Annotated in this window: 21 protein-coding genes and 1 tRNA gene; 9 read left to right on the top strand and 13 right to left on the bottom strand. The window is 71.0% G+C overall.

Translation table 11 applies throughout. From position 1 onward, the window contains the following. Positions 1 to 62: 62 nt before the first annotated feature. Positions 63 to 629, bottom strand: coding sequence for a peptide deformylase (gene def / locus AB0230_RS12065; RefSeq protein WP_315995658.1), 567 nt, complete (start codon positions 627 to 629; stop codon positions 63 to 65). 41 nt (positions 630 to 670) lie between these two features. Between def and AB0230_RS12070 the strand changes: the two genes are divergently transcribed. The 3 genes from AB0230_RS12070 (at position 671) to AB0230_RS12080 (ending at position 2750) form a co-directional block, all read left to right on the top strand. Then, the gene (locus AB0230_RS12070) at positions 671 to 1633 is read left to right on the top strand and encodes a DMT family transporter (RefSeq protein ID WP_363391754.1); all 963 of its coding nucleotides are present in this window, start codon (positions 671 to 673) and stop codon (positions 1631 to 1633) included. A gap of 20 nt (positions 1634 to 1653) precedes the next feature. Beyond that, positions 1654 to 2598, top strand: a complete 945-nt coding sequence (locus AB0230_RS12075; RefSeq protein ID WP_366375954.1) for a methyltransferase — start codon at positions 1654 to 1656, stop codon at positions 2596 to 2598. A gap of 78 nt (positions 2599 to 2676) precedes the next feature. Then, positions 2677 to 2750, top strand: a tRNA-Ile gene (locus AB0230_RS12080). A 41-nt stretch (positions 2751 to 2791) separates the two neighbouring features. Here AB0230_RS12080 and AB0230_RS12085 read toward each other — a convergent pair. After that, the gene (locus AB0230_RS12085; protein WP_366375956.1) at positions 2792 to 2977 is read right to left on the bottom strand and encodes a hypothetical protein; all 186 of its coding nucleotides are present in this window, start codon (positions 2975 to 2977) and stop codon (positions 2792 to 2794) included. A 121-nt stretch (positions 2978 to 3098) separates the two neighbouring features. On the opposite strand from AB0230_RS12085, the gene AB0230_RS12090 reads away from it, so the two are divergent. Further along, positions 3099 to 3965, top strand: a complete 867-nt coding sequence (locus tag AB0230_RS12090) for a zinc-ribbon domain-containing protein (protein ID WP_366375957.1) — start codon at positions 3099 to 3101, stop codon at positions 3963 to 3965. Positions 3966 to 4036: 71 nt separating this feature from the next. Here AB0230_RS12090 and AB0230_RS12095 read toward each other — a convergent pair whose 3' ends face one another. Beyond that, a complete protein-coding gene (locus AB0230_RS12095) occupies positions 4037 to 5125 on the bottom strand; it encodes a substrate-binding domain-containing protein (RefSeq protein ID WP_315995663.1) in 1089 nt (362 codons plus the stop codon). Positions 5126 to 5379: 254 nt separating this feature from the next. On the opposite strand from AB0230_RS12095, the gene AB0230_RS12100 reads away from it, so the two are divergent. Beyond that, a complete protein-coding gene (locus AB0230_RS12100) occupies positions 5380 to 10740 on the top strand; it encodes a chitinase N-terminal domain-containing protein (RefSeq protein ID WP_366375958.1) in 5361 nt (1786 codons plus the stop codon). 140 nt (positions 10741 to 10880) lie between these two features. On the opposite strand, the gene AB0230_RS12105 is transcribed toward AB0230_RS12100, so the two are convergent. From AB0230_RS12105 to AB0230_RS12115, 3 genes are all read right to left on the bottom strand, one after another. Next, a complete protein-coding gene (locus AB0230_RS12105) occupies positions 10881 to 11699 on the bottom strand; it encodes an SDR family oxidoreductase (protein ID WP_315995665.1) in 819 nt (272 codons plus the stop codon). A 187-nt stretch (positions 11700 to 11886) separates the two neighbouring features. Further along, positions 11887 to 12912, bottom strand: a complete 1026-nt coding sequence (locus AB0230_RS12110) for a CNNM domain-containing protein (RefSeq protein WP_366375960.1) — start codon at positions 12910 to 12912, stop codon at positions 11887 to 11889. Further along, a complete protein-coding gene (locus AB0230_RS12115) occupies positions 12909 to 14309 on the bottom strand; it encodes a hemolysin family protein (RefSeq protein WP_366375962.1) in 1401 nt (466 codons plus the stop codon). The genes AB0230_RS12110 and AB0230_RS12115 overlap by 4 nt, the downstream gene beginning before the upstream one ends. A 334-nt stretch (positions 14310 to 14643) precedes the next feature. Here AB0230_RS12115 and AB0230_RS12120 point away from each other — a divergent pair, with 334 nt between their 5' ends. Then, complete coding sequence (locus AB0230_RS12120; RefSeq protein ID WP_298872682.1) at positions 14644 to 14982, top strand: ATP-dependent DNA ligase; 339 nt, start codon at positions 14644 to 14646, stop codon at positions 14980 to 14982. A 124-nt stretch (positions 14983 to 15106) separates the two neighbouring features. Here the strand turns inward: AB0230_RS12120 and AB0230_RS12125 are convergent, their stop codons facing one another. Continuing rightward, the gene (locus AB0230_RS12125) at positions 15107 to 16534 is read right to left on the bottom strand and encodes a HAMP domain-containing sensor histidine kinase (RefSeq protein WP_363579104.1); all 1428 of its coding nucleotides are present in this window, start codon (positions 16532 to 16534) and stop codon (positions 15107 to 15109) included. After that, entirely contained in the window at positions 16531 to 17205 is a 675-nt protein-coding gene (locus AB0230_RS12130; protein ID WP_366375964.1) for a response regulator transcription factor, read from the bottom strand. Before AB0230_RS12130 ends, AB0230_RS12125 begins: the two co-directional genes overlap by 4 nt. A gap of 145 nt (positions 17206 to 17350) precedes the next feature. Between AB0230_RS12130 and AB0230_RS12135 the strand changes: the two genes are divergently transcribed. The 3 genes from AB0230_RS12135 to AB0230_RS12145 all read left to right on the top strand — a co-directional run bounded on the left by AB0230_RS12135 (position 17351) and on the right by AB0230_RS12145 (position 19549). Then, positions 17351 to 17929 (top strand): hypothetical protein, encoded by a 579-nt coding sequence (locus AB0230_RS12135; RefSeq protein WP_366375966.1) that lies wholly within the window; start codon positions 17351 to 17353, stop codon positions 17927 to 17929. 97 nt (positions 17930 to 18026) lie between these two features. Next, positions 18027 to 18908 (top strand): hypothetical protein, encoded by an 882-nt coding sequence (locus AB0230_RS12140; protein ID WP_366375968.1) that lies wholly within the window; start codon positions 18027 to 18029, stop codon positions 18906 to 18908. 137 nt (positions 18909 to 19045) lie between these two features. Beyond that, positions 19046 to 19549: a DUF3145 domain-containing protein gene (locus tag AB0230_RS12145; protein ID WP_076675660.1), complete on the top strand. Its 504-nt coding sequence runs from the start codon at positions 19046 to 19048 to the stop codon at positions 19547 to 19549. 144 nt (positions 19550 to 19693) lie between these two features. Here the strand turns inward: AB0230_RS12145 and AB0230_RS12150 are convergent, their stop codons facing one another. The 5 genes from AB0230_RS12150 to AB0230_RS12170 form a co-directional block, all read right to left on the bottom strand. Continuing rightward, positions 19694 to 20932, bottom strand: coding sequence for a beta-ketoacyl-[acyl-carrier-protein] synthase family protein (locus AB0230_RS12150; RefSeq protein WP_315995672.1), 1239 nt, complete (start codon positions 20930 to 20932; stop codon positions 19694 to 19696). A 68-nt stretch (positions 20933 to 21000) separates the two neighbouring features. After that, a complete protein-coding gene (locus AB0230_RS12155; RefSeq protein ID WP_022880558.1) occupies positions 21001 to 21249 on the bottom strand; it encodes an acyl carrier protein in 249 nt (82 codons plus the stop codon). Positions 21250 to 21316: 67 nt separating this feature from the next. Continuing rightward, complete coding sequence (locus tag AB0230_RS12160; RefSeq protein ID WP_315995673.1) at positions 21317 to 22321, bottom strand: beta-ketoacyl-ACP synthase III; 1005 nt, start codon at positions 22319 to 22321, stop codon at positions 21317 to 21319. Beyond that, entirely contained in the window at positions 22318 to 23238 is a 921-nt protein-coding gene (locus AB0230_RS12165; RefSeq protein ID WP_363579098.1) for an ACP S-malonyltransferase, read from the bottom strand. Before AB0230_RS12165 ends, AB0230_RS12160 begins: the two co-directional genes overlap by 4 nt. Before the next feature lie 186 nt (positions 23239 to 23424). Further along, on the bottom strand, positions 23425 to 24606 hold the full coding sequence (locus AB0230_RS12170) for a helix-turn-helix domain-containing protein (protein WP_315995902.1): 1182 nt from the start codon (positions 24604 to 24606) through the stop codon (positions 23425 to 23427). Positions 24607 to 24695: the final 89 nt, after the last annotated feature.

A 24695-nucleotide genomic window follows, 5' to 3' on the forward strand; every position in this document is an offset into this window, starting at 1 on the left:
GGTCGGCCGCTCGTATGGTCCGGATCGCCGCGTCCCCCGGATGCCGGGACCGGCGGGGACGGTCAGGCGTCGATGTCGTCGACGCCCGGCATCCACGAGGCGCCCGGCTTCCCCCACTTGCGCTTCTTCGCGATCTTGGCGACCACGCGCGCGTCCTCGTCATCGAGACGGTCGATGTACAGGATGCCGTCGAGGTGGTCGAATTCGTGCTGCAGGATGCGTGCGCGCCACCCCGACACCTCGATGCGCACCGCGTGGCCGTCGAGGTCGGTGCCCGTGAGCACAGCGGCCTCCGACCGGCGGAGCGGGAAACGCTCGCCGGGGAACGACAGGCACCCTTCGCTCTCGTCGTCGGGGTCGGGGTAGCCCGGCTCGAGCGGACGGATCCACAGCTCCGGGTTGATCACGACGCCGCGCCACGGGAGGCCCTCGTCGTCCTCGTACGTGTACGTGAAGATCCGCAGACCCACGCCCACCTGGGGGGCGGCGAGGCCGACGCCGGGGGCGGCATCCATCGTCTCGAACATGTCGGCGACGAGCTGACGCACCTCGTCGGTGATCTCGTCGACGCGGGAGGCGGGAGCGTGCAACACGGGATCGCCCATGATGCGGATCGGGAGTACGGCCACGTCACCAGCCTATCCAGCGAGCGGACGGCTATCGTCGAGGGGTGATCCCGCTCGATGCAACCCTCAGCGACGGAATCGACCAGCTCGTCGGCGTGTTCCGCGATCCGCGCATCCTGCTCGGCATCCCGCTCGCCCTGCTGGGTGCGGTGTTCATGTCGTTCGGGGCGCAGTACCAGCACCGCGGGGTGCAGAAGGTGGAGCGCCTGTCGGGCAAGACCACCGGGGGGCTCTCGCGCTCGCAGCTCGCCTCGTTGCTGACGCGCCCGTCGTGGGTGGCGGGCACGCTCATGCTGGGCCTCGCGATCGTCTGCCAGCTCTCCGCGCTCTCGGTGGCGCCGCTCATCCTCGTGCAGCCCCTCGGCGCGATCGCCCTGGTCATCACGACCGTGCTGAATGCGCGCGTGTCGCGCCACAAGCCGACCAAGCAGTCGCTGTTCGCGATCGCGCTGTGCGTCGGCGGCATCTTCATCTTCGTGACGATCGCCGCGTTCTTCGCCACCGAGCACGTCATCACCGAGCGCGAACTGCTGATCATCCTCGGCATCCTCGCCGTGGTCGTCATCGTGTTCGGCGTGTTCTGGGTGCTCGTTCGTCGTCGCGCGCAGGCGCTGTTCTACATCATGGCCGCGGGCGTGATCTACGGGTTCGTCGCGACGCTCGCGAAGGTCGTCATCAGCCGCGCCCAGGCCGGCAACTTCGAGTGGCTGACGCTTCTCTGCCTCGTGGCGCTGCTCGCCGCGGTCGCGGTCGGCGCGTACTTCGTGCAGACGGCCTACTCGGTCGGTCCGCCCGACCTGGTGATCGCGGGACTGACCGTCATCGACCCCATCGTCGCCGTGCTCATCGGCCTGCTCGTCCTCGGCGAGGCCTCCACGGCCCCCGCCTGGGCGCTCATCGGGTTCGTCATCGCGGGGGCGATCGCCACCTGGGGCGTCATCCAGCTGACGAAGCACCACCCGCAGATCACCGCCGACGGCAAGCCCGCCGCACCCCGCGTGCACTGACGAAGCGACGGGATCCGGCGGTGTCGTTGCGTTCGCCGACCGCACGCCTGGCCGGTCGCACGTACTTCGCGCTGCAGGCGGTGGCCGGCGCCGCCTGGTGGGTGTCGGTGTTCACCGTGCCCTTCGTCCGTGAAGCGACCCTCGGCGGGCTCGACCCGGTCGTCGTGGCACTGGTCGACATCCCGCTGTTCGTCGTGTCGTCCGCCCTGGCCGCCGTGCTGCCGGGCCGGGCGTCACGGGTGGCAGCGGGAGCGGCGACCGCCTGGACCCTGGTGGTGACGGCCCTCCTCGCGCTGTACGCGACGATGACGACCCTCGCCGGGGTGGGGGTGATCCTCATGATCGCGGCGAGCGTCGCCTCCGTGGGCGCGTGGCTGCTGCTCGTCTTCGGCCGCATCCCGACCTCGCTGCTGCTGGTCGGTCCGTTCGCCTTCCGACCGGCTCGCTCGCGCGCGACGCCCCTGGCCCACGTCATCGCGACGGCCACGCAGATCGTCGCGTTCTGGGGACTCTTCCTCGTCGTGTTCCCCCTCGTCATCCGTTTCCTCGAGGAGCGGTGGCGGCTCGTGCTGCCGCTGCCCCACGGCGTGGTCATCACGGGGGTCGCGGTCGTGGTCGCCGCCAGCGCCCTCGGGCTGTGGTCGGCGGCGGCCATGACCGTCAAGGGGGACGGCACGCCCCTGCCCTCCGCCATGCCGAACCGTCTGGTGGTGGCGGGGCCGTACCGTTTCGTCCGCAACCCGATGGCGCTCGCGGGCATCGCGCAGGGCGTGGGGGTCGGACTGCTGATGTCATCGTGGATGGTGGTCGTCTACGCTCTCGCGGGCTCGCTCATCTGGAACTACGCGATCCGTCCCCACGAGGAGTCCGACCTGGTCCGGGCCTTCGGCGACGACTACCTCTCCTACGCGCGCGACGTGCGGTGCTGGATCCCCCGCCTGACGCCGGTGGGCTCTCGGCGCTAGCCGCGCGCGTCACGGAGGGCGCCGGCCGCGACCGCTTTCGAGATCGGCATCCGGATGCCGGTAGGCTCGTTTCCGCTGGGGGCGGTGGCCAAGCTGGTCAAGGCAGCGGGCTCATAACCCGACGATCGTGGGTTCAAGTCCCACCCGCCCTACTCCTTTCCTCGGGGCTCACGCGGGTCCCGCCCCCCGGGGCCTACGCGCGCGGGAGCTCGACACCGAGCCGCACGCCACCGGCGATCACCAGGGCGAGCCCGAGAGCCATGATGTTCCATCGCCCCACCCCGTCGATGTCGAACGGTGCGACCGCGGCGAAGACGATCACCGCGGCGGTGCACAGCCACATCGACAGCGGAACGGATCTAGGCGGGGGAGTCGTCATCACTCGACGCCAGGCACCTTCGCCCGGCCTCGCCTCCGTCCCGCGGTGGTGCCGGCTCCCGCGCGCCGGCGATTCCGCGGCTCCTCCGTCGGTGTCGGGGGTCGGCGCTACCGTCGGGCGCGTGCCGGAGAGAGTGCAAGCGTGGTGGGCCCGCAGGCAGTGGTCGAAGGGGCTCGAGGTGCCCTACCCCCTGGGGGCGTACCGCGCGGCCTGGGCCGCGTTCCCGGCTCTCGTGCGGCAGTATCATCCCGACCTCAACGACGGGATCGCGCTGAGCCAGGTCCCTCCCGCCGCCGACGTCCTGCTGCTCTGGCAGTGCGACGCCGGACACCGGTTCGCCGCCACCCCGGCCGAGCAGCGTCTCCGCCCAGGGCGGGAGCGTCGTCGCAGCGCGTGGTGCCCCGACTGCAGCGAGCGGGCGAATCCCACCCGCGCCGTGGCGCTGCACCTGCGCGACGACGTCACGAAGCCCGCGGTGTCCGCCAACGCGGTCCTGCGGGCGCGACGCGCCCCGCGCCCGCAGCGTCTGTGCGGCAAGACGCCCGCCGTGGCCGTGGGGGAGGCGTTCGTCTCTGTGTGCGCTCCGAAGCCCGCCTCCGCCGTCGAAGGGCGGGTGCGCGCTGACCTGCGCGAGCGGCTGAACCTGAGCGAGGAGCTGAACGCGGTCCGCGTGGCGCGGCCGTTCTTCGATCACCTGGAGGTGTGGCCCGACTTCGTCTTCCCCGAGCTGCGCATCGCCGTCGAGTACGACTCGATCGGCCGGCACGGCCTCGAGCACGTCGGTCGTCGCGAAGACGCCGATCGGCGCAAGGACCGCGCGCTCCGCGGGGCGGGGTGGGAAGTCGTGCGGCTGCGCACCGGGAGGCTCGAGCCACTCGGCCCCCACGATCTGCAGCTCGCGAGCTGGAACCGCGCGGCGCTCGATCGATTGGTCGAGGCGTTCCGCGGCATCCGGGGGTCTTTTCTCGTCGACGCTTACGTGCGCTGACCCACCCGCGGCGCGACGGCGTTCGATGGAGCGTCCGTCGAGGCGCACGTGGCGAGACGAGCGCCGATCGCTCAGGTCGACTCGCGCGTGTGCAGCACGGGGAGGACGTACGTCCGCTGGACCGGCCGGCTCGCTCCCTCGCTCAGGCGTCCGACCATGGTCTCGACAGCGAGACGTCCGACGTGCTGCTTCGAGGGGCGCAGGGCCGTGATCGGCGGTTCGGCGCTCTCCGCGACCTCGTCGTCGTAGGCGAGTATCGCGAGGTCTTGGGGAACGTGCCAGCCGTGGTCGCGCGCGTACTGCTGCACGAGCACCGCCTGCGGGTCGGAGTGCACGAGCAGCGCTGTGGTGCCGGTGGCGCGGCACTGGGCGAGCAGGTCGGCCACGACCGCCTCGCGGGCGGTGCCGTCGAGGGCGTCGAGCGAGGCGTCGACGTCGACGGGGCAGTCGAGCCCGAGTTCGGCGAGCGAGCGTTCCCATCCGCGCCGCAGCTGCGACGAGGTGGGCGATCCCGCCGAGGTGAGGATCCCCACGCGGGTGTGTCCGCGCGTCGCGAGGTGATCGGCCGCGAGCGACCCGCCGAAGACGTGATCCGTCGTGACCCATTCGAGCTTCGTGAGGGCGAGGGCGGATGCCGCCCGGCGTTCGGCGAGCACGACGGGGAGCGGGAGCGACTCGAGCCAGTGCAGGAAAGCCCGCCCGTCGGCGCCGGTGGTCTCGGGGGCGACGATCAGGCCGTGGAGGCTCCCCGAGTCGACGAGCGAGGCGATCTGCCGCCGCTGATCGGCGACCGAGTAGCTGGCGCCGCGCAGCACGAGCTGCACACCGAGCTCGGTGGCGGCGGCGCGGGCGCCGACGATGATGTGCGGCCAGTAGTACGTGAGCGACGGGGTGACCATTCCGACCCGGAAGCGGATGGGCGCCGACGTCCGAGCCTCGGCGGGAACGCTGGTGTCGAGCCGGCTGCGCAGCGTCGCTCCGCCGTGCACCCGGGTCAGCAGTCCACGGTCGGCGAGTTGGCCGATGTCGCGCCGGATGGTCAGCTCGGCGACGCCGAGATCGCGGGCGAGGTCGGCGACCCTCACGGATCCGGTGCGGCGAAGCTCGTCGAGGATGCGTTCACGGCGCGACAGTCCGAAGGGCGGAGAACCTGCGCTCATGATCGGCCAGCGTAGGGCGATGTACGTATCAATTCAAGAGTGATCGAACGTGTTCGTTTTGCTTCCGCGCGACATACCTGGTGACCGACGATGTGGGCGGGCACACGGGCGTGCCCTGCGGCGATCGGAACGGACCGACGCTGCGCCCCCGTCGAAGGAGACTCCCCATGGTCACGGCACCGATCCCCCCGGTTCGACCTCATCCCCGTCCTACGGTCCGCACTGCGGCGGCGGCCGCACTCGTCACGGCGACGATGATCGGCGCCCTTCTCGTTCCGACCGCGGCACAGGCGGCCGGCGCCGATCCCGTCACCGTGACGGTGCGCGGCAGTGACGTCGCCGCGGCGGCGAAGAACGTCAACGGTCTGACCTTCAAAGGCTTCGGGGTGCTCAGCGCGAACTCGACGAGCGCCCTGCTGCTGGACTACAAGTCGCAGCACCCCGAGAAGTACTGGGAACTCATCGAGACGCTCTTCGGTGGCGACCATCCGATCATGAACACCGTAAAAATCGAGATGGGCAACGACCGCAACACCTCGACCGGAGCGAACGCCTCGACCATGCGCTCGCGCGACGAGTACCCCAACGTGCTCCGCGAGCCCGGATTCCAGCTCGCCGCCGATGCGAAGACCGTCGCGCACGGTCCGGTGCACGTCAGCATCCTCCGCTGGAACCGCCCGACGTGGGTGACGAACCACCAGGACCAGTACGTCTGGTTCAAGAACACCACCCTGGCTGCCTACCGGCAGTTCGGCTACATGATCGACTCGATCAACCCCGACGCGAACGAGACCTCGAACCCCGACCTGCAGCTCTACAAGGACTTCTCCGGGTGGCTGCGCAACGACACGAAGGGCTACGAGGGCGCCACCGCGGGCGACCCGAACAACGGCTTCGCCTCGCCGACCGAGCGCGAGCTGTACACCTCGATCCGCACGATCGCCGGCGACACCGTCGGCACCCCGCCGGTCGCCCTGGGCGATGCGATGACCGGCAGCGACTCCTCGTTGCGTGACGCCGTCGATATCGTCGGCTTCCACTACAGCAGCGCCGACGACCGCAACGGCAACATGAAGAAGATCGCCGAGCAGCTCGATCGTGAGGTGTGGAACTCCGAGGGCCAGTCGACGTTCTCGAGCTCCGCCGACCGCCCGAACAACACCAACAGCAACGAGCAGGGCGGGGTGGGCACCTCGATGGGCGGCCCCGGCAGCGCGCTCGAGATGGGCAACTGGGTCACCACCGGCTTCTCGGCGTCGCGCCGCACGCTCAACATCTTCCAGCCGGCGATCGGGTCGTTCTACGACGGCTTCCAGTACTCCTCGAAGGAGCTCGTGAACGCCCGTGAACCCTGGTCGGGCTGGATCTCGTACGACGGCGGCCTTGCGGTGCTCGAGCAGTTCACGCAGTTCGCCACGCTCGGGTGGGAGAACGACGACAACACCGCGGGCATCTGGCGCGCGATCCCGCAGGCCTCGGGCAGTGAGCTCGGCACGGGCAACCCGCCGAGCGGCGCCCGTTCGGGCGGGGCGTCGTACACGACCCTCGCCGACCCCGACGGTGCGGACTTCTCCACCGTCATCGTCAACGACAGCTCGTTCACCAAGACCTACCGCGTCGCCGTCGACGGGATGCCCCTGGGCGACGACAGGACGCTGGAGGTGTGGGAGACGCGCGCGGCCGACGCCGGGCAGGCGGCGGATGCCAACTACGTCCGCCCCCTCGCCGAGATGGCGCCCGCCGCTGACGGGAGCTACACCGTCACCGTGAAGCCGTGGTCGACGGTGACGGCCACGACGCTCGATCACGCCGAGACACGCGATGGCGAGATCGCGCCGCGCGAGGGCTTCGGACGCACCGCCCCCGCGACGACGGAGTACACCGACACCGACGGCGGCCGCGACGTGCTCGATACCGATTCGACCGGCGACGTCAACGGTGTGGTCGACGACGGCTACCTGTACGCCGACGACTTCGACTACCGCGGCACGGGCGACGTGCAGGGCTACGACCCTGACACGCGCACCCTCGTCGACAGCGGCGAGGGCTACCTCTCCAGCAGGGGAGCGGCCGACAAATCGTCGGGCACCCCGAGCGTGCAGGCCGAAGACCAGGGTGCGACCCCGCGCTACACCAACGACACGAACGGCGCCTTCGAGTCCGTCGCGACCTCCGACGCCGCGCACGGGCGCGTGCTGCGCCAGCAGATCGGTTCGGGCATGGCCGGCGGCGCATGGAACGGCGGTGACCCCAAGACGACCATCGGCGACGCGCGGTGGGCGAACTACCTGGTCGGCGCCGACGTGATGTTCGAGGCCGACGGGGCTCAGTACGCCACCATCGGGGCGCGCGAGCAGGGCGGCACGGCGAACGGCCAGGCGGTCTCGGCCGCCGAGCTGCGCGTCGAGCCCACCGGGGCGTGGGCCCTGCAGCGCTACGGCACGGTGATCGCCACCGGCAACACCTCGACGACGGCGGGCGTCGACTTCCGCACCGGCTCTGGCGTGTGGAACCGCATCGCCCTGAAGGTGGCGGGAGAGGTCTACACCGCGCAGATCAACGGGGTCGAAGTGGCCTTGTACACGGATGCCGCCCCCCAGGCGACCGGACGCATCCAGCTCGGATCGAGCTTCAGCTTCGTGCGCTTCGACAACCTCACCGTCGAGACGGTGCCCGGCTACACGCCGTACTACACCCAGATCATCGACGGCATGCACCAGACCAGCTGGAGCGACACCTCGGCATCCGTCCTGCGTTTCGACGACGGGTGGAGCCATGTCAACGGCCAGGGCATGTACGAGTGGCAGCGCACCGCCTCGAAGAGCACCCGACAGGGTGCGACCATGGCGTACACGTTCGCGGGGACCGGTCTCGACATCGTCGGCACCAACTCCGGAGCTCCGACCCTCGACGTGATCGTCGACGGCGAGCAGCTCGTCGCCGCCGCGCCGACGCTGGCCGCGGGCAGCGAACGCACCGCGTACATGCTGCGGGGGCTCCGCAACGGCACCCACACGGTCGAGATCCGCACCGCGAACGCCGACGCGCTGAACATCGACGCGGTGGGGGTCGTGACCGCGAACGCCGACGCGAGCAAGGTCGACACCTCGGCTCTGGCCGCGCGCGTGGACACGGCACGCGCCCTCGACGAAGACGAGTACAGCGTCGACTCGTGGGCGCGGCTTCAGTCGGCGCGCGACGCCGCTCGCGACGCGGTCGCCGATCCGGGAGCGTACGGACTCGACGCCGAGGGCGCCCGCGCTCTGGAGGCGCGTCTGGCCGTCGCCGTCGATCAGCTCACCCCGCGCGACGTCAGCGACGACGTGAAAGACGTCGGCACGCTCTCGATGACCCTCCCCGCTCGCACCCTCCCCGCGACGGTGTCGGTCGAGGGCACGGATGCCGCGATCACCTGGACCGCGGGTTCGGTGAGCGCTGCGGGCTCCGCCGCCGAGCTGAGCTCGTTCACGGCCACCGGACGCACGTCGGAGAAGACCGCCGCCGGCGTGTACCAGCGCATCACCGCGTCGGTGCTGACCCTGCCGGCCGATCTGACGTACTTGATCGACTCCGGTTCGTCGGGCGCGGCCGCCGGCTCGGTGTTCGCCACGGCGAAAGCGGCGTTCCCCGACCTGCGCAACGACAGCGCCGACCAGAAGTGGGACGGCACCAGCTCCGCGGCGACCTGGGGCTACGCGACCACCGCGACGACCGTCGCGGCGGGTTCACCGACCGATTGGGGCTCGTCGTACCTCGGCGCCGACTTCAACAAGCCGATCGTCTACAGCCTCACCCTGCCCGCCGGCTCCTACAACGTGGTCGCCGTGCAGGCTCCGCGGGCGGGGCTGACGACCAACGTCTACAGCAAGGTGCGGGCTCCGGGCGCAGCCGAGACCACGCAGTCCGCGGTCTCGAACGGCGCGGCCACGCCGGTCGCCCAGCGCATCACCCTCGCGGCGGACGGTGTCGTGCGCATGGAGTTCGGCACCACGGGGACGTCGGGTTACAACGCCCGCCTCGCCCTCGTCTACGTGCAGGCGCTTCCGCGCGATCTCGGCGTGGTCGGCACGCTGAAGGCCGACGACGAACTGCCCGCAACGGTCCCGGTCGACGGGGCCGACATGGCCGTGACCTGGGATGCCGACTCGGCCGCCCAGAAGCGCACCGACCTGCAGAAGCTGGTGTTGACCGGGCGCTTCACCGAGGGCGGTCAGAAGGTGGTCGCCGCCTATGAGGTGATCCCCTCGGGGCTCGTCTACTACATCGACTCCGGAACCGGCACGACGCCGTCGCCGCAATTCACCGCGGTCCAGAAGGCCGTACCGACGCTGCGCAATGACGAAGTCGATCAGGTCTCGACCTCGGCGGACGAGTGGGGATACGTCGCCGACGGCATGAAGGTGAAGGGCTCGACCGACATCACCGACAAGTTCTCGACCGGGCTGTACCAGGACACCACGCGACTCACCTACCGCCTCCCGCTGCCCGCGGGGCAATACACGCTGACCGGCGGGTTCACCGAGTGGTGGGGTCTGAACCGCACGATGAATCACACCGTGTCGGTCGGCGGGACCGAGCTCGCCAAGGGCAACGTGCCACTGACCGGGGTGAGCGGACCGCTGACGGGCGATCTGACGTTCACCCTGACCGAGGCGGCGACGGTCGACTACGTGATCACCAACGAGGGCGCGGGCAGCGAGAAGCCCGTCATCTCGTGGCTCGCCGTGAGGGACACCACCCGCGCGACGGCACCGCAGAAGGTCACCGCCACCGCGGCATCCGACACCTCGATCACTGTCGCGTGGGAGGCGCCGGCGCAGATCGGCGCGGCGCTGTCGGGCTACCGGGTCTACGAGGCCGGCGCCACCGAGCCGGTGTGCGAGGTGGCCGAGACCACTTGCACGCTGTCCGACCTCGCGCCGGGTTCGGCGCACGCCTTCGAGGTGGCGGCCGTCAACGCCGTCGGCGAGGGAGACCGCTCGGCCGCGACGTCGACGATCACCCTGCCCGAGGTCCCGTCGAACGACGGGGCCACCGCCGCCCCGGGCACGGGCGTGCTCTCGTCGAACGACGGCTGGGACACCGGCCTGAAGGACGGCACCTTCCAGCTCACGATGAACCTGTGGTGGGGCTCGAACGGCTCGCTGTTCAAGCTGTACCGCGACGGGGAACTGGTCGCGACACTGCCCCTGACGATGGCGACGCCGAATGCGCAGAAGAGCGTCGTCGACATCGCCGGGCTCGGCAACGGCACCTATCAGTTCACGGGTGAGCTGGTGAACTCGAAGGGGACGACGGCGACCAAACCGCTCACGGTGAAGGTGACGGATGCCGCTCCGGGAGCGCCCGTGCTCTCCTCCGACAACAGCGACCGCGACGGCGCGTACTCCCTGACGGCGAACCTCTGGTGGGGCACGAACGCGACCTCGTACCGCCTGCTCGAGAACGACGTCGAGATCGCGTCGGGCGCGCTCACCGCGGCGACCCCGGCCGCGCAGAAAGTGGTCGTTCCCGTCACCGGCCGCGCGGTCGGCACGTACACCTACACCATCGAGTTCGCGAACGCCGGAGGAGCGACCACGAGCGCTCCGTTGAGGGTGGTGGTGGCGAAGTAGAGCGGCGCGAGATCGCCCCGCGGGTGCCTGCTCGGGCGCCCCCGGGGCGGTTCACGTGTACCGGGGCGCATCCCGTGCGCCGGGGCGGTCACCGGACGCCCCGGCGCACGGACGGCGCGCCGGAGACGCCGGACTCGCGATTACGAGCCGTGCGCCTCTTCGGACACCGGCTGCCATTCGCGCCACGTCTGCAGGCGCGACTCGTAGTCGCGCTCGGCGATGCCGAGGGGCGCCTTGCCGAAGAAGATGCGCAGCGGCGGGTTCTCGGCATCCACCACCTTCAGGATCGCGGAGCGTGTGGCTTCGGGCTTCCCGGGGTCGTTGGCCGACGGACGTTTGGCCGCCTCCTCGCGCACGGCGGAGTACGCGTCGATCTCGTCGCTGCGCTTGGCCGACGGACCCGACCAGTCCGTGGAGTACCCGCCGGGCTCGATGAGGGTGACATGGATGCCGAAGCCCGCGACCTCCTGCGAGAGCGACTGCGACAGTCCCTCGAGCGCCCACTTCGACGCGTGGTAGGCGCCGACGGTCGGGAACGCGCTGATGCCGCCGATGCTCGAGACCTGGATGATGTGGCCCGAGCCCTGCTCCCGCATGATCGGAAGAGCCGCTTGAGTGACCCACAGCGCGCCGAAGAAGTTCGTCTCGAGCTGAGCGCGCACCTCGTCTTCGGTGAGCTCCTCGACCATGCCGAAATGCCCGAAGCCGGCGTTGTTGACGACCACGTCGAGTACGCCGAACTTCTCGTGCGCCTTCCGCACGGCGTCGATGTCCGCCGAGCGGTCGGTGACGTCGAGCTGCAGGGGCAGGAACGTGTCGGGGTGGGAGTCGACGAGCTCCTGCACGTCGTCGAGGTTGCGGGCCGTTCCGGCGACGTTGTCGCCGCGCTCCAGCGCCGCCTCGGCCCATTCGCGGCCGAAGCCCTTGGATGCACCGGTGATGAACCAGGTCTTGCTCATGGATGTCCTCCGAAGAGATGAGGGGGTGAATGCGGGCGACGGTACGCCGCGTTCCTCATCCCTCCGGACGGCTTGACAGCCCGACCGGACTCTCGCGCTCCGGCATCACCCGACCGGTTCGGGGCGGAATCCTCGCCTCGGGGCGCGCGATTCTCGCCCCGAACGGAAGGATCCGCCCCGAACCGAGTCATCCCGCGGCGACGACCTCGCGCTCGCCCGGCCCGGGCAGGATCTCGCGCAGCAGGTCGTCGAGCGTGACGACGCCGACGAGCCTCTCGCCCTCGACCACGGTCGCGAGCTGCACCCGTCCGCGGCGCATGCGGGCGAGGGCGTCGTAGGCGGATGCCGAGGGCTCGAGCAGCAGCGGATCGCGGGCGATGTCGCGCGCCGGCGTCGACGGATCGATGGCAAGCGTGTCGCGCACGTGGATCACGCGAGACGCCGCACCCGAGCCCACCAGGATGCGCAGGTGCGTGGACGACGCCGCGACGGCCTGGACGTCGGCGACCGTGGCGTCCATCGCAACGGCCGTGGGGGAGCGGTCGGTGCGCACGATGTCGCCCACGGTGAGCGTGCCGAGCGCGATCGCCTGGGCGATGGGTTCGGAGTACTGCTGCTCGAGCGTGCCCGCCTGACGCGAGTGGGCGACCAGTTCGCGGATCGTGTCGGCGTCCTGCCCACCCGCCGCGGCCTTGTCGACGGGCTCGACGCCCGAGGCCTTCACCAGGCGGTTCGCGATGTGGTTGATCCACAGCAGGAACGGACGCAGCGGCCAGGTGAGCGCACGGGCCAGGATGCCGGTGGCCTTGGCCGCGGTCTCGGGGTGCGCGATCGCCCACGACTTCGGCGCCATCTCGCCGATGACCAGGTGCAGGAACGTCACCACGATCAGCGCGAGCATGAACGCGATGATGTCGGCCAGGACGTAGGGGAGACCCCACGCCTCGAACACCGGGGCCAGCGCGTAGTCGATCGCGGGCTTCGTGATCGCTCCGAGCAGGAACGTGCAGGCGGTGATGCCGAGCTGCGCGAACGCGAGCATGACGGTGAGCTCGTTGACCCCGCGCAGGGCCGCGCGGGCGGACGCGCTCGTGGCGGCCTCCTCCTCGAGCCGGTGACGACGGGCCGCGAGGAGGGCGAACTCGACGATGACGAAGAAGGCGCTCGCGATGATGAGCGCGGCCGTGATGAGCGCGACGGTCCAGCCGTTCATCGGGCCACCTCCTCGCCGTGGGCCGGGCCGTCGACGGCGGCGGCATCCCGATCCACCTCGTGCAGCTGCACGCGCACCTGCGACGGCACGTGACGGTCGACCTCGACGACCTCGACCGCGAGCCAGCGCTCGTAATCGAGTCCCTGCACGGTCTCGGACGCCCGCTCGGGCAGGTCGATCCGTACGACCCCGCCGACGGGCGGGAGGTCGCCGTGCGTTTCGATCACGAGACCCGCGACGGTCTCGACGTCGCTGTGGGCGAGGTCGTGACCGATGAGCCTCTCGAGCTCGTCGAGGTGCAGGTCGCCCGGTACGCTCCACGCGTCGTCGCCGACAGCGGACACCTCGGCCACCTCGGCGTCGTGCTCGTCCGAGAGCTCGCCGATGACCTCTTCGGTCAGGTCCTCGATGGTCAGGATGCCGTCGAAGTTGCCGTACTCGTCCACGACGCACGCCAACTCGTTGCGCGTCTGCCGCATGCGCTCCAGGGCCACCGGGAGCAGCATCGATGTCGGGATGACGACCGCCGACCGCATGACGGATGCCACCGGCGCGGCATCCGCGGAATCCTCTCGGAGGATGTCGATGAGCTCGACCACGCCGACGGGGGAGTCCTCCGCGCCGATCACGGGGTAGCGCGTGTGGCCGGTGGCCATGAGAGCGCGCACCTCGCCGACGGTGGTCTCGGGCGTCACCGATCCCACCTGCGATCGCGGCACCATCGCATGCTCGACGTCGCGCTGGGGGAAGTCGAGGATGCGGTCGATGATCATCGACAGGTCGTCGGGCAGGTCGCCGCTCTGGCGCGACTCCTCGATGATCGCTTCGAGGTCTCGCGCCGTGGCGCTCTCGTCGACGTCCTCGAGGGGCTCGATGCGCAGGAGGCGCAGAAGCGCGTTGGCCGCGACGTCGAACACCGTGATGAGCCAGCCGAAGAGCAGCAGGTAGATGCGCGTCGGCACGGCGAGGGCGCGCGCGAGCGGCTCGGGGTTCGCGATCGCCAGGTTCTTCGGGTAGAGCTCGCCGAAGATCATGGTGACCACGGTCGCGAGCAGCAGCGCGCCGACGGTTCCGATCAGCACGGACACGGCCGGGTCGACGCCGACGCCGCCCAGCAGCGTGCCGATCGACTCGCCGATCAGCGGCTCGGCGACGTACCCGATGAGCAGTCCGGTCACCGTGATGCCGAGCTGGGCACCCGACAGCATGAACGACGTGCGCTTGGTGATCGCGAGAACACGTTTCGCTTGCGCGTCGCCCTTCTCGGCCCGCGCGGTCAGCCGCGCCCGGTCGACGGACATGTAGGCGAATTCCTGCGCGACGAAGAATCCGCAGGCGACGATGATCGCCAGGGTCACGATGATCCCCAACAGAAGCGTCAGGGCCGCAGCCAGCATCAGATCTCACCCCCTCTCGAGAAGAGGGGGCTCGAAGATCGGCCCTCCTGGTCGGGGGAGGTGCGGTGATGGCTCACGGGTTTCTCTCTCGTGGGTCGGATGATCGCAGATCGTGACCCAACTTAGCGACCCTGTCGTCGGACAGCCTGGGCATTCGCCGCGACCTCTAGAACGGCCCCCGAGGCGCGACACACCCGGTGAGCGATATATCGCTCGCGGAGTATCCCCACGGCGTGCGGAGTGGAATACTGGAACTCCCGCATTGCCTCGCTTCCCGGCGTGGTCCCGCCCTTGCTCTACCGGTACGTTTCGGCGCGCCAGAAAAGGACCTGTCGTGGGAAGACTCATCTACCGAGACCGCGCATCGTTCGACATCGACGACCGCATCCTCGCTCACCTCCGCATCGTCGTCATGAACAAGTTGCGACGCAATGAGGGGTTCATGCTCCAGCTGCCCGTCAACGAGGGCGTGCGCCAGGCGAGCCTGTGGATCCACGCCTCGAACGCGTTGGTCATGCAGTTCTACGGCGGTCGGGAGCCCGCGATCGACCGCGAGCTCATCGATCAGATGATGCACGACGCCAGCGGCGCCGACGGTCTCACACTCACGGCCGCGGGAATCGCCCCGCCGCCCGCCCCGCCCCGCCGCCCGGTGGGTCGCACGGCGAACTGACGCATCCCCGCCCCGGGCTGACGGCGCGGGCGCCGTTCACGCTCCGCCCGCCGGGCGGACGGCGCCCGCGCCCGGCGCGCGCTCATCGTCTCGCCTCACGCGCGGCGCGCTGATCGCGCCGCGTTCAGGCGACGGTGAACGGCAGCTCGACTTCGAAACGCGCCCCCGTCGGCAACGCGACGTACTGGACGTCGCCGCCGTGCGCGCGGGCGATCCCGCGGGCGATCGGCAATCCCAGTCCGACGCCCGCGGCCGAGGCCCGCGCGGCATCCAGGCGCACCAGCCGGTCGAAGATCCGCTCCCGGTCGGCGGCGGGCACCCCCGGGCCGTCGTCGGTCACCGAGATCACGGCGCGTCGGTCGTCCATCCGCAGGGCGAGTTCGATCTCCCCGGTCCCGCCCGTCGCACGGGCGGCGTTCTCGATCAGGTTCGCCACGACCTGGGCGATGCGATCGACATCCACGGTCGTCCGGACCGGCTGGTCGGGGACGGCCGTTCGCAGCCGCACCGAGGGGTGCACCAGCGGCATGCGACGCGCTTCGGCATCCACGAGCGTGCGCAGATCGATGTCGACGAGTTGCAGATCGAGTCCACGATCCACTCGCGCCATCGTCAGCAGGTCGTCGACGAGGCGCGACGCGCGCGTGGCCTCCCGTGCCACGTGCGCGGCGAGCATCTCGCGTTCGGGCCCGTCCAGGTCGGCACGCACGAGGGTGTCGGCGGCCGCCCGGATGCCGGCGACGGGCGTGCGCAGCTCGTGAGCGGCATCCGAGAGGAACGCCCGCAGCCGCTGCTCGGCCTCGCGGGCCGTCTTCTCCGCGCCCACGACATCGTCGAGCATGTCGTCGAGCGCCGTCGCCACTCGACCGATCTCGGTGTCGGTGCGCGTCGGGTGCAGTCTCCGCTCCCGTTCGCCCGCGCCGATCGCTCGGGCGACCTCCGAGACCCGGTCGAGGGGGCGCAGGCTCCGCCGGACGACGAGTGTCACGGCGCCCGCCGCGAGGACGAGCACCCCGATCGACGACACGGCCATGATCCATCGCACTTGCCCCAGGGTCTCGCCGACACCGACGGCCGAAGCGGTGAGCGTTAAAGTCGATCCGTCGCTGAGCGTCGAGCGCAGGGTGATCAGTTGATCGTCGCCCGACACCTCGGATGCCACGACATCCACGCCGCTGGAGGGCGTGGGCTGCGGTACCGAACGCTCCCCGGGCGCCCCGCCCCCCGGTCCTCCCGGCCCGCCCGGCGCCTCGCGCAGCTGCTCGGGGCTCGGGCCCGCCACCACCGACCCGCCCCCGGCGGAGTCGATGCGGACGGCGAGGCCCTGGTCCGACAGACGCTCCGCCAGGTCGGAGTCGTCGACGATGCCGACCAGCGACGCTGTGGCGGCGGCGCGATCACGCAAGCGCTCCTCGATCTGTCCGCGCAGTCGCGCGCCGAGCGCCAGGTCCACCACGACCGCCAGCACCACGAGCAGCAGCGCAACGAGAGCCACGACGGCGACGATCGTGCGGCGTCGCAGCGACCCGGAGCGTAGGACCGCGGAACTCACGCGACCGCGCTCAAGCGGTAGCCCAACCCGCGCACGGTGTGGATCAGCCGGGGCCCGTGCTGCTCCATCTTGCGACGCAGGGCGCTGAGGTGAACCTCGACGAGGTTGGGGTCGTAATCGTCGTAGCCCCACACCTGGGTGAGGATCTGCGCTTTCGACAGCGTGCGTCCGCGACTCTCCGCGAACAGCTGCAGCAGGCGGAACTCCGTCGCCGTCAGTTCGAGCGGCGCTCCCGCGCGGTGGGCGGTCGCGGCATCGGGATCCACCAGCAGGTCGCCGACCGCGATGGTCTGCGGAAGGCGCCCGCGCCGACGGAGCACGACCCCGGCGCGCGCGACGAGCTCGGCCATCGTGAACGGCTTGACGACGTAGTCGTCGGCGCCCTCCGCGAAGCCGCGCAGACGGTCGTCGACCTCGTCGCGCGCGGTCAGCATGATCACCGGGATGTCGCCCGTCCCGCGAACGAGGGGCAGCAACCGGATGCCGCTCGGTCCCGGCATCATCCAGTCCAGGATGACGAGGTCGGGACGGAATCGATCGAGGCGGGCGCTCAGGTCGCTCCCGTCGGGGGCGGCCTCGGTGACGAAGCCCTCCGCCCGCAGCGCGGTCTGCACGGACACGCGGATCGTCTCGTCGTCGTCGAGGACGAGCACACGGGCGGGAGCGGACATCCGAGTGACGATAGGGCCGCCCCCTGAACGCGAGATATGGCTTGCGTGTGCGCTCGCCTCTCGGGCACCGGCTTCAGGTTCGCTTCAGTCCCGGCTCGAAGTCTGGTCTCAGAGCCGGTGACAGCCATCGGCGCAGGAGGACATCATGAACGACGACGAATACCCCACCCAGCCGCTCCCGCGTCTGGAGGAGAGCACCGAGCAACGCCACCGCTCCTGGCGGCGACCCGCCCTCATCGCGGGGGCCGTGATCGTGGCGGCGGGGCTCACCGGCGGCAGCGCCGCCCTGGCCGCGCAGACCGGGGGAGCGACGCTCACCGCGGCGACCTCGGCTCCGAGCGCCGACGGGGGCGCGACCGGCCCCGGCACCGCGCCCACGCCGGGCTCCACGCCGAGCGGAGCCCCCGCCGAGGGCGCTGCGCCCACGCCCGCACCGGCTCCGACCGACGGCACCGCGCCCGCCGGCCCCGCCGCTCCCGACGGCACCGGCCCCGGTGAGTGCGGCCCCGGCGAGGGCCCGGGCGCGAACGGTCCCGGAGCACACGGCCCCGAGGCCGGCGGAGAGAAGCCTGCCCCGCCGACCGACGGCACCGCCCCGACGCCGCCCGCTCCTCCCGCCGAGGGATCCGTTCCCACCCCTCCCACCGACGGCACCGCGCCCACACCGCCCGCACCGCCCGCAGAGGGCTCGGCTCCCACGCCGTCGGCTCCGTCCGACAGCTGAGTCGGAATCGCTCCGACCCCCTCACCGCGCTGACCGCCTCGCCACGCCATCCCCGTGCGTGCAGCGAGCGGTCAGCGCGGTGCGGCACGATCGAGGGGTGGCGAAGAGACGCAGGCGACGGCCTTCCGCGGCCCGCGCGCGCGTGCTCCGCCGTCGCCGGATCACCGTCGGCGTCACGGCCGTCGTGCTCGTCGCTCTGATCGTGGTCGCCCTCGTGCCGCTGGTGTCGCTCACGAGGGCGTGGAACGCCGCGTGGAACGCCGAGACCCGACGCGACGCGGTCGACTTGACATCCTTCGACCCCGGCACCCTGATCGGCGACGACGACTTCTACGACGGTGACGCACTGACCGCCGATCAGATCCAGGCGTTCCTCGACGACCAGGTGGGCGCGTGCACGGGCGACACGTGCCTCGCCGATCTGCATGTGGACTTCCCCGCGCGTGAACCGATCGTCTCGGATGCCACGGGCGAGACGGTCTGCGACGGGTGGGACGGGGGAGAGCTATCCGCCGCGCAGGTGATCGACCGCGTGCAGCGCGCGTGCGGTATCTCGGCGAAGGTCATCCTGGTGACCCTGCAGAAGGAGCAGAGCCTGGTCGCCGGTCGATCGGCCCGCGCCCCCCGCGCCGAGCAGCTGGGGGCCGCGATGGGGGCGCGCTGCCCCGACGACGCCGCGTGCGACCCGGGCGCGGCCGGCTTCGCCGAGCAGGTCGCCCAGGGAACGACCGATCTGAAGTCGTACAGCGCCTCGGGCTTCATGCGCCAGCCCGGAACGCACTACATCGCCTACTCGCCCGACCCGGCCTGCGGCGGCACCGACGTGACGATCACGAACCGCGCCACCGCGGCGCTGTACAACTACACGCCCTACCAGCCGAACCCGGCGGCCCTCGCCGCCCGGTGGGGCACGGGCGACGCCTGCTCGGCCTACGGCAACCGCAACTTCGCGTTGTACTGGGCACTCTGGTTCGCCTGACAGCGCCTCCGTGACGGGCGGCTGAATCACAGTGTTGTGATTTCGTTATGCACGGGCGATAATTGCCGGGACAAACGAACAGCCGCCGTGCTCCATCACAGGTCGTAGGGGAAGACGTACCTGACGAAGGAGAGACCATGGCGATCACGTCTTCGCGCGGAGTGATCCTGATCCACTCCGCGCCCCGCGCGTTGTGCCCCCACCTCGAGTGGGCGGTAGGACGCGCTCTCGGCCGTGCCGTCAACTTCGACTGGGCCGACCAGCCCGTGCTGATGGGCAGCCGCCGCGCGGAGTTCTACTGGGAGGGCCCGGTCGGCTCCGGCGCCGCGCTCGCGAGCGCGATCCGCGGATGGGAGCACCTGCGCTTCGAGGTGAGTGAAGACCCCACGCCGCGCAGCGACGGCGGTCGCTGGATGCACACGCCGGGGCTCGGCATCCACTACGCGCAGACCGACGCCTCGGGCAACGTCGTCATCGGCGAGGACCGCGTGCGCTACGCCATGGAGGTCGCCGCGGGCGATCCCTTCGAGTTGCAGCGCGAACTCGACGTCGCCCTCGGCTCCGCGTGGGACGAAGAGCTCGAGCCGTTCCGCCACGCGGGCGACGATCAGCAGATCGTCTGGCTGCACAAGGTCGGCTGAGACCCCCGGGCGGGGAGGCGCCACTACCGGAGGCCGGTGTCCATACCCGGCACCGGGACCGCGTATCCCCACCCGGATGAAGAAGAACGCCCCCTGGCATCCCCGACCGCAGTCGGGGGGATGCCAGGGGGCGTTCTTCTGCGGTCAGACCGAGGCGATCGCGACGACGGCGTTGTGCCCGCCGAAGCCGAACGAGTTGCTGATGGCGAGCTGGTCGCCCGCCCCCAGCTCGACGGGAGAGCCGGAGAGGGCGAACGGGACCTCGGGGTCCTGCTCGGTGAGGTTGATCGTCGGCGGCGCGACGCGGTTCTGCAGAGCCAGCACGGTGAAGATCGCCTCGAGGGCACCCGTGCCACCGAGCAGGTGGCCGGTGGAGGCCTTGGTAGCCGAGACGGGGATCTCGTCGACGCGGTCGCCGAAGACGGAGCGCAGTGCCTTGTACTCGTTCGGGTCGCCGACGGGCGTCGAGGTGGCGTGCGCGTTGATGTGGGTCACGTCGTCGACCGACGCTCCGGCCATCTCCAGCGCCATGTGCACCGCGCGGGCGGCTCCGTGGCCCTCGGGGTCGTTGGCGGTGATGTGGTACGAGTCCGCGGTCACGCCGCCGCCCACGATCGAGGCGTAGATCTTGGCGCCGCGGGCCTTGGCGTGCTCCTCGGTCTCGAGGATGAGGACGCCGGCGCCCTCGCCCATGACGAAGCCGTCGCGGTCGATGCTCGCCGGGCGCGAGGCGGTCTCGGGGGAGTCGTTGCGCTTGGACAGCGCCTGCATCGACGCGAACGAGGCGATCGTGATCGGGTGGATGGCCGACTCGGTCCCACCCGCGATCACCACATCGGCGAGGCCGTCGCGGATGTGCTGCACGGCGTTGACGATCGACTCCGTGCTCGAGGCGCAGGCGGAGGCGACCGTGCGTGCGAAGGCGCGCGCGTTGAAGTGCAGCGAAAGGTTGCCCGCCGCGGCGTTGGGCATGAGCATGGGCACCGTCATCGGCATGACGCGACGCGGGCCCTTCTCGCGCAGGGTGTCCCAGGCGTCGAGCAGCGTCCAGACACCGCCGATGCCGGTGGCGAAGTCGACGCCGAGACGGTCGGGGTCGATGTCGGGGCTGCCGGCGTCTTCCCATGCTTCCTTTGCCGCGACCATGGCGAGCTGCGACGAGGGGTCGAGCCGCTTGGCGACGGGTCGCTCGAGCACGGTCTCGGGACGCACGAGCGCCTCGGCGGCGAAGGTGACGGGCAGGTTGTACTGCTCGACCCATTCGTGCTCGAGGGATCGGGCGCCGGAGGTTCCGGCGAGCAGGGCGGACCAGCTCTCGGGTGCCGTTCCGCCGATGGGCGAGGTGGCTCCGATGCCGGTGACGACGATGCGGGGTGTGCTCATGAGCGAGAGATCCTTGGTGCGGCCGACAGGTCGTGACCGGTGGGGGCCGAAGCCCCCACCGGGAGGTGTCAGGACTGGTTCGACGTGATGAACGTCACGGCGTCGCCGACGGTCTTGAGGTTCTTGACCTCGTCGTCGGGGATGGTGACTCCGAACTTCTCCTCGGCGTTGACGACGATCGTCATCATCGAGATGGAGTCGATGTCGAGGTCGTCGGTGAACGACTTCTCGAGGGCGACCTCGTCGGCCGAGATACCGGTCTCGTCGGTGATGAGCTCGGCAAGGCCGGCGAGAACCTCGTCGTTGGTGAATGCCATGATGTCTCCTGTTTCTTGGGGGCGGGCCTGACAGGCCCCGATCAGTCTAGGGTTCGACGCTCTCGCGTCAGGGAAGCACGACGACCTGCGCGCCGAACACGAGCCCGGCGCCGAAGCCGATCTGCAGCGCGAGACCGCCGCTGAGCTCGGGGTGCTCCTCGAGCAGACGGTGGGTGGCGAGCGGGATGGATGCCGCGGAGGTGTTGCCCGTGGTCTCGATGTCGCGGCCGATGACGACGGTCTCGGGCAGGCCCAGCTGCTTGGCGAACTCGTCGATGATGCGCATGTTGGCCTGGTGCGGCACGAACGCCGCGAGGTCGCCGGGCTCGATGCCCGCGGCCTCGATCGCCTGACGCGCGACCTTCACCATCTCCCACACGGCCCAGCGGAAGACCGTGGGGCCCTCCTGGCGGAGGGTGGGCCACGGCGCCGTGCCGTCGCGGAACTCGTTGAGCGTGGCGTTCATGCCCACGGCATCCGCCTTCGAGCCGTCGGACCCCCAGACGGTCGGGCCGATGCCGGGGGTGTCGCTCGGTCCGACGACCACGGCGCCCGCGCCGTCGCCGAGGAGGAACGAGATGCTGCGGTCGGTGGGGTCGACGATGTCGCTGAGCTTCTCGGCTCCCACGACGACGACGTGCGTCGCGAGACCCGCGCGCACGAGAGCGTCGGCCTGGCCGACGCCGTAGGCGAAGCCCGCGCACGCGGCGTTCACGTCGTAGGCGGCGGCGGGGTTCGCGCCGATCCGGTCGGCGACGATCGCGGAGGCCGAGGGCGTCTGCTTCGGGTTGCTGATGGTGGCGACGATCACGGCGTCGATGTCGGCGGGGGAGACGCCGGACTTCTCCACGGCTTCGCGTGCGGCCTCGGCGGCCAGGTCGATGGCATCCGTCTCTTTGTTGGCGCGGACGCGCGTGACGATGCCGGTGCGCTGGCGGATCCACTCGTCGCTCGAGTCGATGGGACCCACGAGGTCGTCGTTGGGGACGAAGTTCTCGCCGCGGGCCGCGCCGTACGAGTAGATGCGGGTGTGGGCCGCGCCCTGGGTCTGGCGGAGGGTGGGGGTGCTCATGCCTGGTCTTCCTTCAGCAGTGAGACGGCCGCGTCGAGGTCGTCGGGGGTCTTGACCGCCACGGTCGGGGTGCCGCGCAGGGCGCGCTTCGCGAGCCCGGTGAGCGCCCCCGCGGGCGAGAGTTCGATGATGCCGGTGACGCCGCGCTCCGCGAACGAGGCCATGCAGCGATCCCAGCGGACGGGCGAGGCCACCTGCGCGACGACGAGGTCGAGCGCGCGGCGGCCGTCGGAGACGACGGAGCCATCGGAGTTGGTCCACAGCGTCAGGTTCGGGTCGGCGACCTCGACGTCGGCCGCGGCGGATCGCAGCGTCTCGACCGCGGGCTCCATGAAGCGGGTGTGGAAGGCACCGGCGACCTGCAGCGGGATGACCCGCGCACCGCGGGGAGCCTCCGCGGTGAGCTCGGCCAGGGCCGGCAGCTCCCCGGCGGCGACGATCTGCCCGCCGCCGTTGTAGTTGGCGGGGGTGAGGTCCAGCGCCGCGAGGCGTTCGAGAACGGCCTGTTCGTCTCCGCCGACGACGGCGCTCATTCCGGTGTCGACCGCCGAGGCCGCCTCGGCCATCGCGCGGCCGCGCAGACCGACCAGGCGCAGCGCGTCCGCGTCGCTCAGGACCCCGGATGCCGCCAGAGCGGCGATCTCACCGACGGAGTGCCCCGCGACACCGGCGACGGGTGTGCCCGTGCGCTCGTTCAGTGCCGCCCACGACAGCAGGGACGCGGCGACGATGAGCGGCTGGGCGACCGCGGTGTCGCGGATCCGGTCGGCATCCCATTCGGTACCGGCGGCGATGAGGTCGACTCCGGCCTGATCGGAGAAGGCGGCGAGGCGCTCACGCGCCCCGTCGATCTCGAGCCACGGCGAGAGGAACCCAGGGGTCTGCGAGCCCTGTCCGGGGAAGACGGCGATGATCACCGTCCCATCCTGCCAAGGATCGGGCCGGTGCTTATGGAGATATCGGCACAGATATGCGGCGTGTCTTTGTGCGCGCCGTGCATCAGCACGGCCGCCACCCCTCCGTCGAGTGTCCACGACACGCCGCACGCCGGTGCGCGGAACGGCGTGTCGGGGACACTCGGCGAGAGGAAGCCGATGGGCGCGTCAACGGGACGCGAGCGGTCGCCGACTGGCGAGACCGCGCCGGCGGGTGGCATCCGTGCCGATCGAGCCCAGGATCAGCGCCGTCTGCAGGATCAGCGCCTCGCGGGGGCCCGTGGCATCCCAGCCGATCACCTCGGAGACGCGCTTCAGGCGATAGCGCACCGTGTTGGGGTGCACGTAGAGTTCGCGGGCTGTCGCCTCGAGCGACCGGCCGTTGTCGAGGTAGCTCCACAGGGTCGCGACGAGATCGGCGCTGTGCGCCTGCAGGGGGCGGTAGACGCGGTCGACGAGGGTCTGCTTGGCCACCGCGTCTCCCGCGAGGGCTCGCTCCGGGAGCAGGTCGTCGGCCTCGACCGGACGCGGGGCGTGGCGCCATGCCCGGGCGACGGCGAAACCCGCCAGCGCGGCGCGGGCACTCTGGCCTGCGTCGACCAGAGCCGGAACGGCCGGGCCCAGCACGAGGTGCCCCGACCCGAAGCCGGGCTCGAGGCGCTTCGCGATCTCGGGGAAGGGCAGTTCAGCGGTGTCCTCTCCGCTCGAGCGTGCGGGCAGATCCGCACGGCCGACCACCAGCACGAGCCTCGACCCCTGCACGCCGATGAGCACATCCACGCCGAGCTTGCGCGCCGTGCGCCGCACCTGATCGACGTCGAGCTGCGGGGGAGTGGTGCCCACGAGCACCGCGACCTCGCCATGACCGTGCCACCCGAGGGCGGCGATGCGGCTGGGGAGTTCGTCGTCGGCCTCGCCCGTGAGGATCGAGTCCACCACGAGCGCCTCGAGACGCGCGTCCCACAGGCCCCGGGCCTCGGCGGCCCGGGCATAGACGTCGGCGGCGGCGAAGGCGACCTCGCGCGAGTACGACAGCATCGCCTCGCGCACCTTCTCGCTCCGCCCGGCGACGCGTTCCTCCATGACCTCGACGGTCACGCGCACAAGCTGCAGCGTCTGAGTCAGGCTCACACTGCGCAGCAGTTCGCGCGGGGCCGCGGCGAAGATGTCGGCCGCGATCGCGGGGGTGGATGCCGGTTCCTCGAACCACTGCAGGAACGAGGTGATGCCGGCCTGCGCGACCAGCCCCACCGCCGATCGCCGCGCGGGGGGCATCTCGGCGTACCACGGGAGCGTCTCTTCGAGGCGCTGGATCGTCGCGGTGGCGAGATCGCCGGAGATGCGCCGCAGCCATGTGAGGGTCTCGGCCTTCTCGACCGCGGCGTCGCCCGCCGGAGACCGGTCGGACCCGGCCCCGCCCGCGGTGCGGGGGGAACCGG

This window comes from Microbacterium sp. NPDC089190, from assembly GCF_040701795.1.
GTDB classification, from domain to species: Bacteria; Actinomycetota; Actinomycetes; order Actinomycetales; family Microbacteriaceae; genus Microbacterium; species Microbacterium galbum.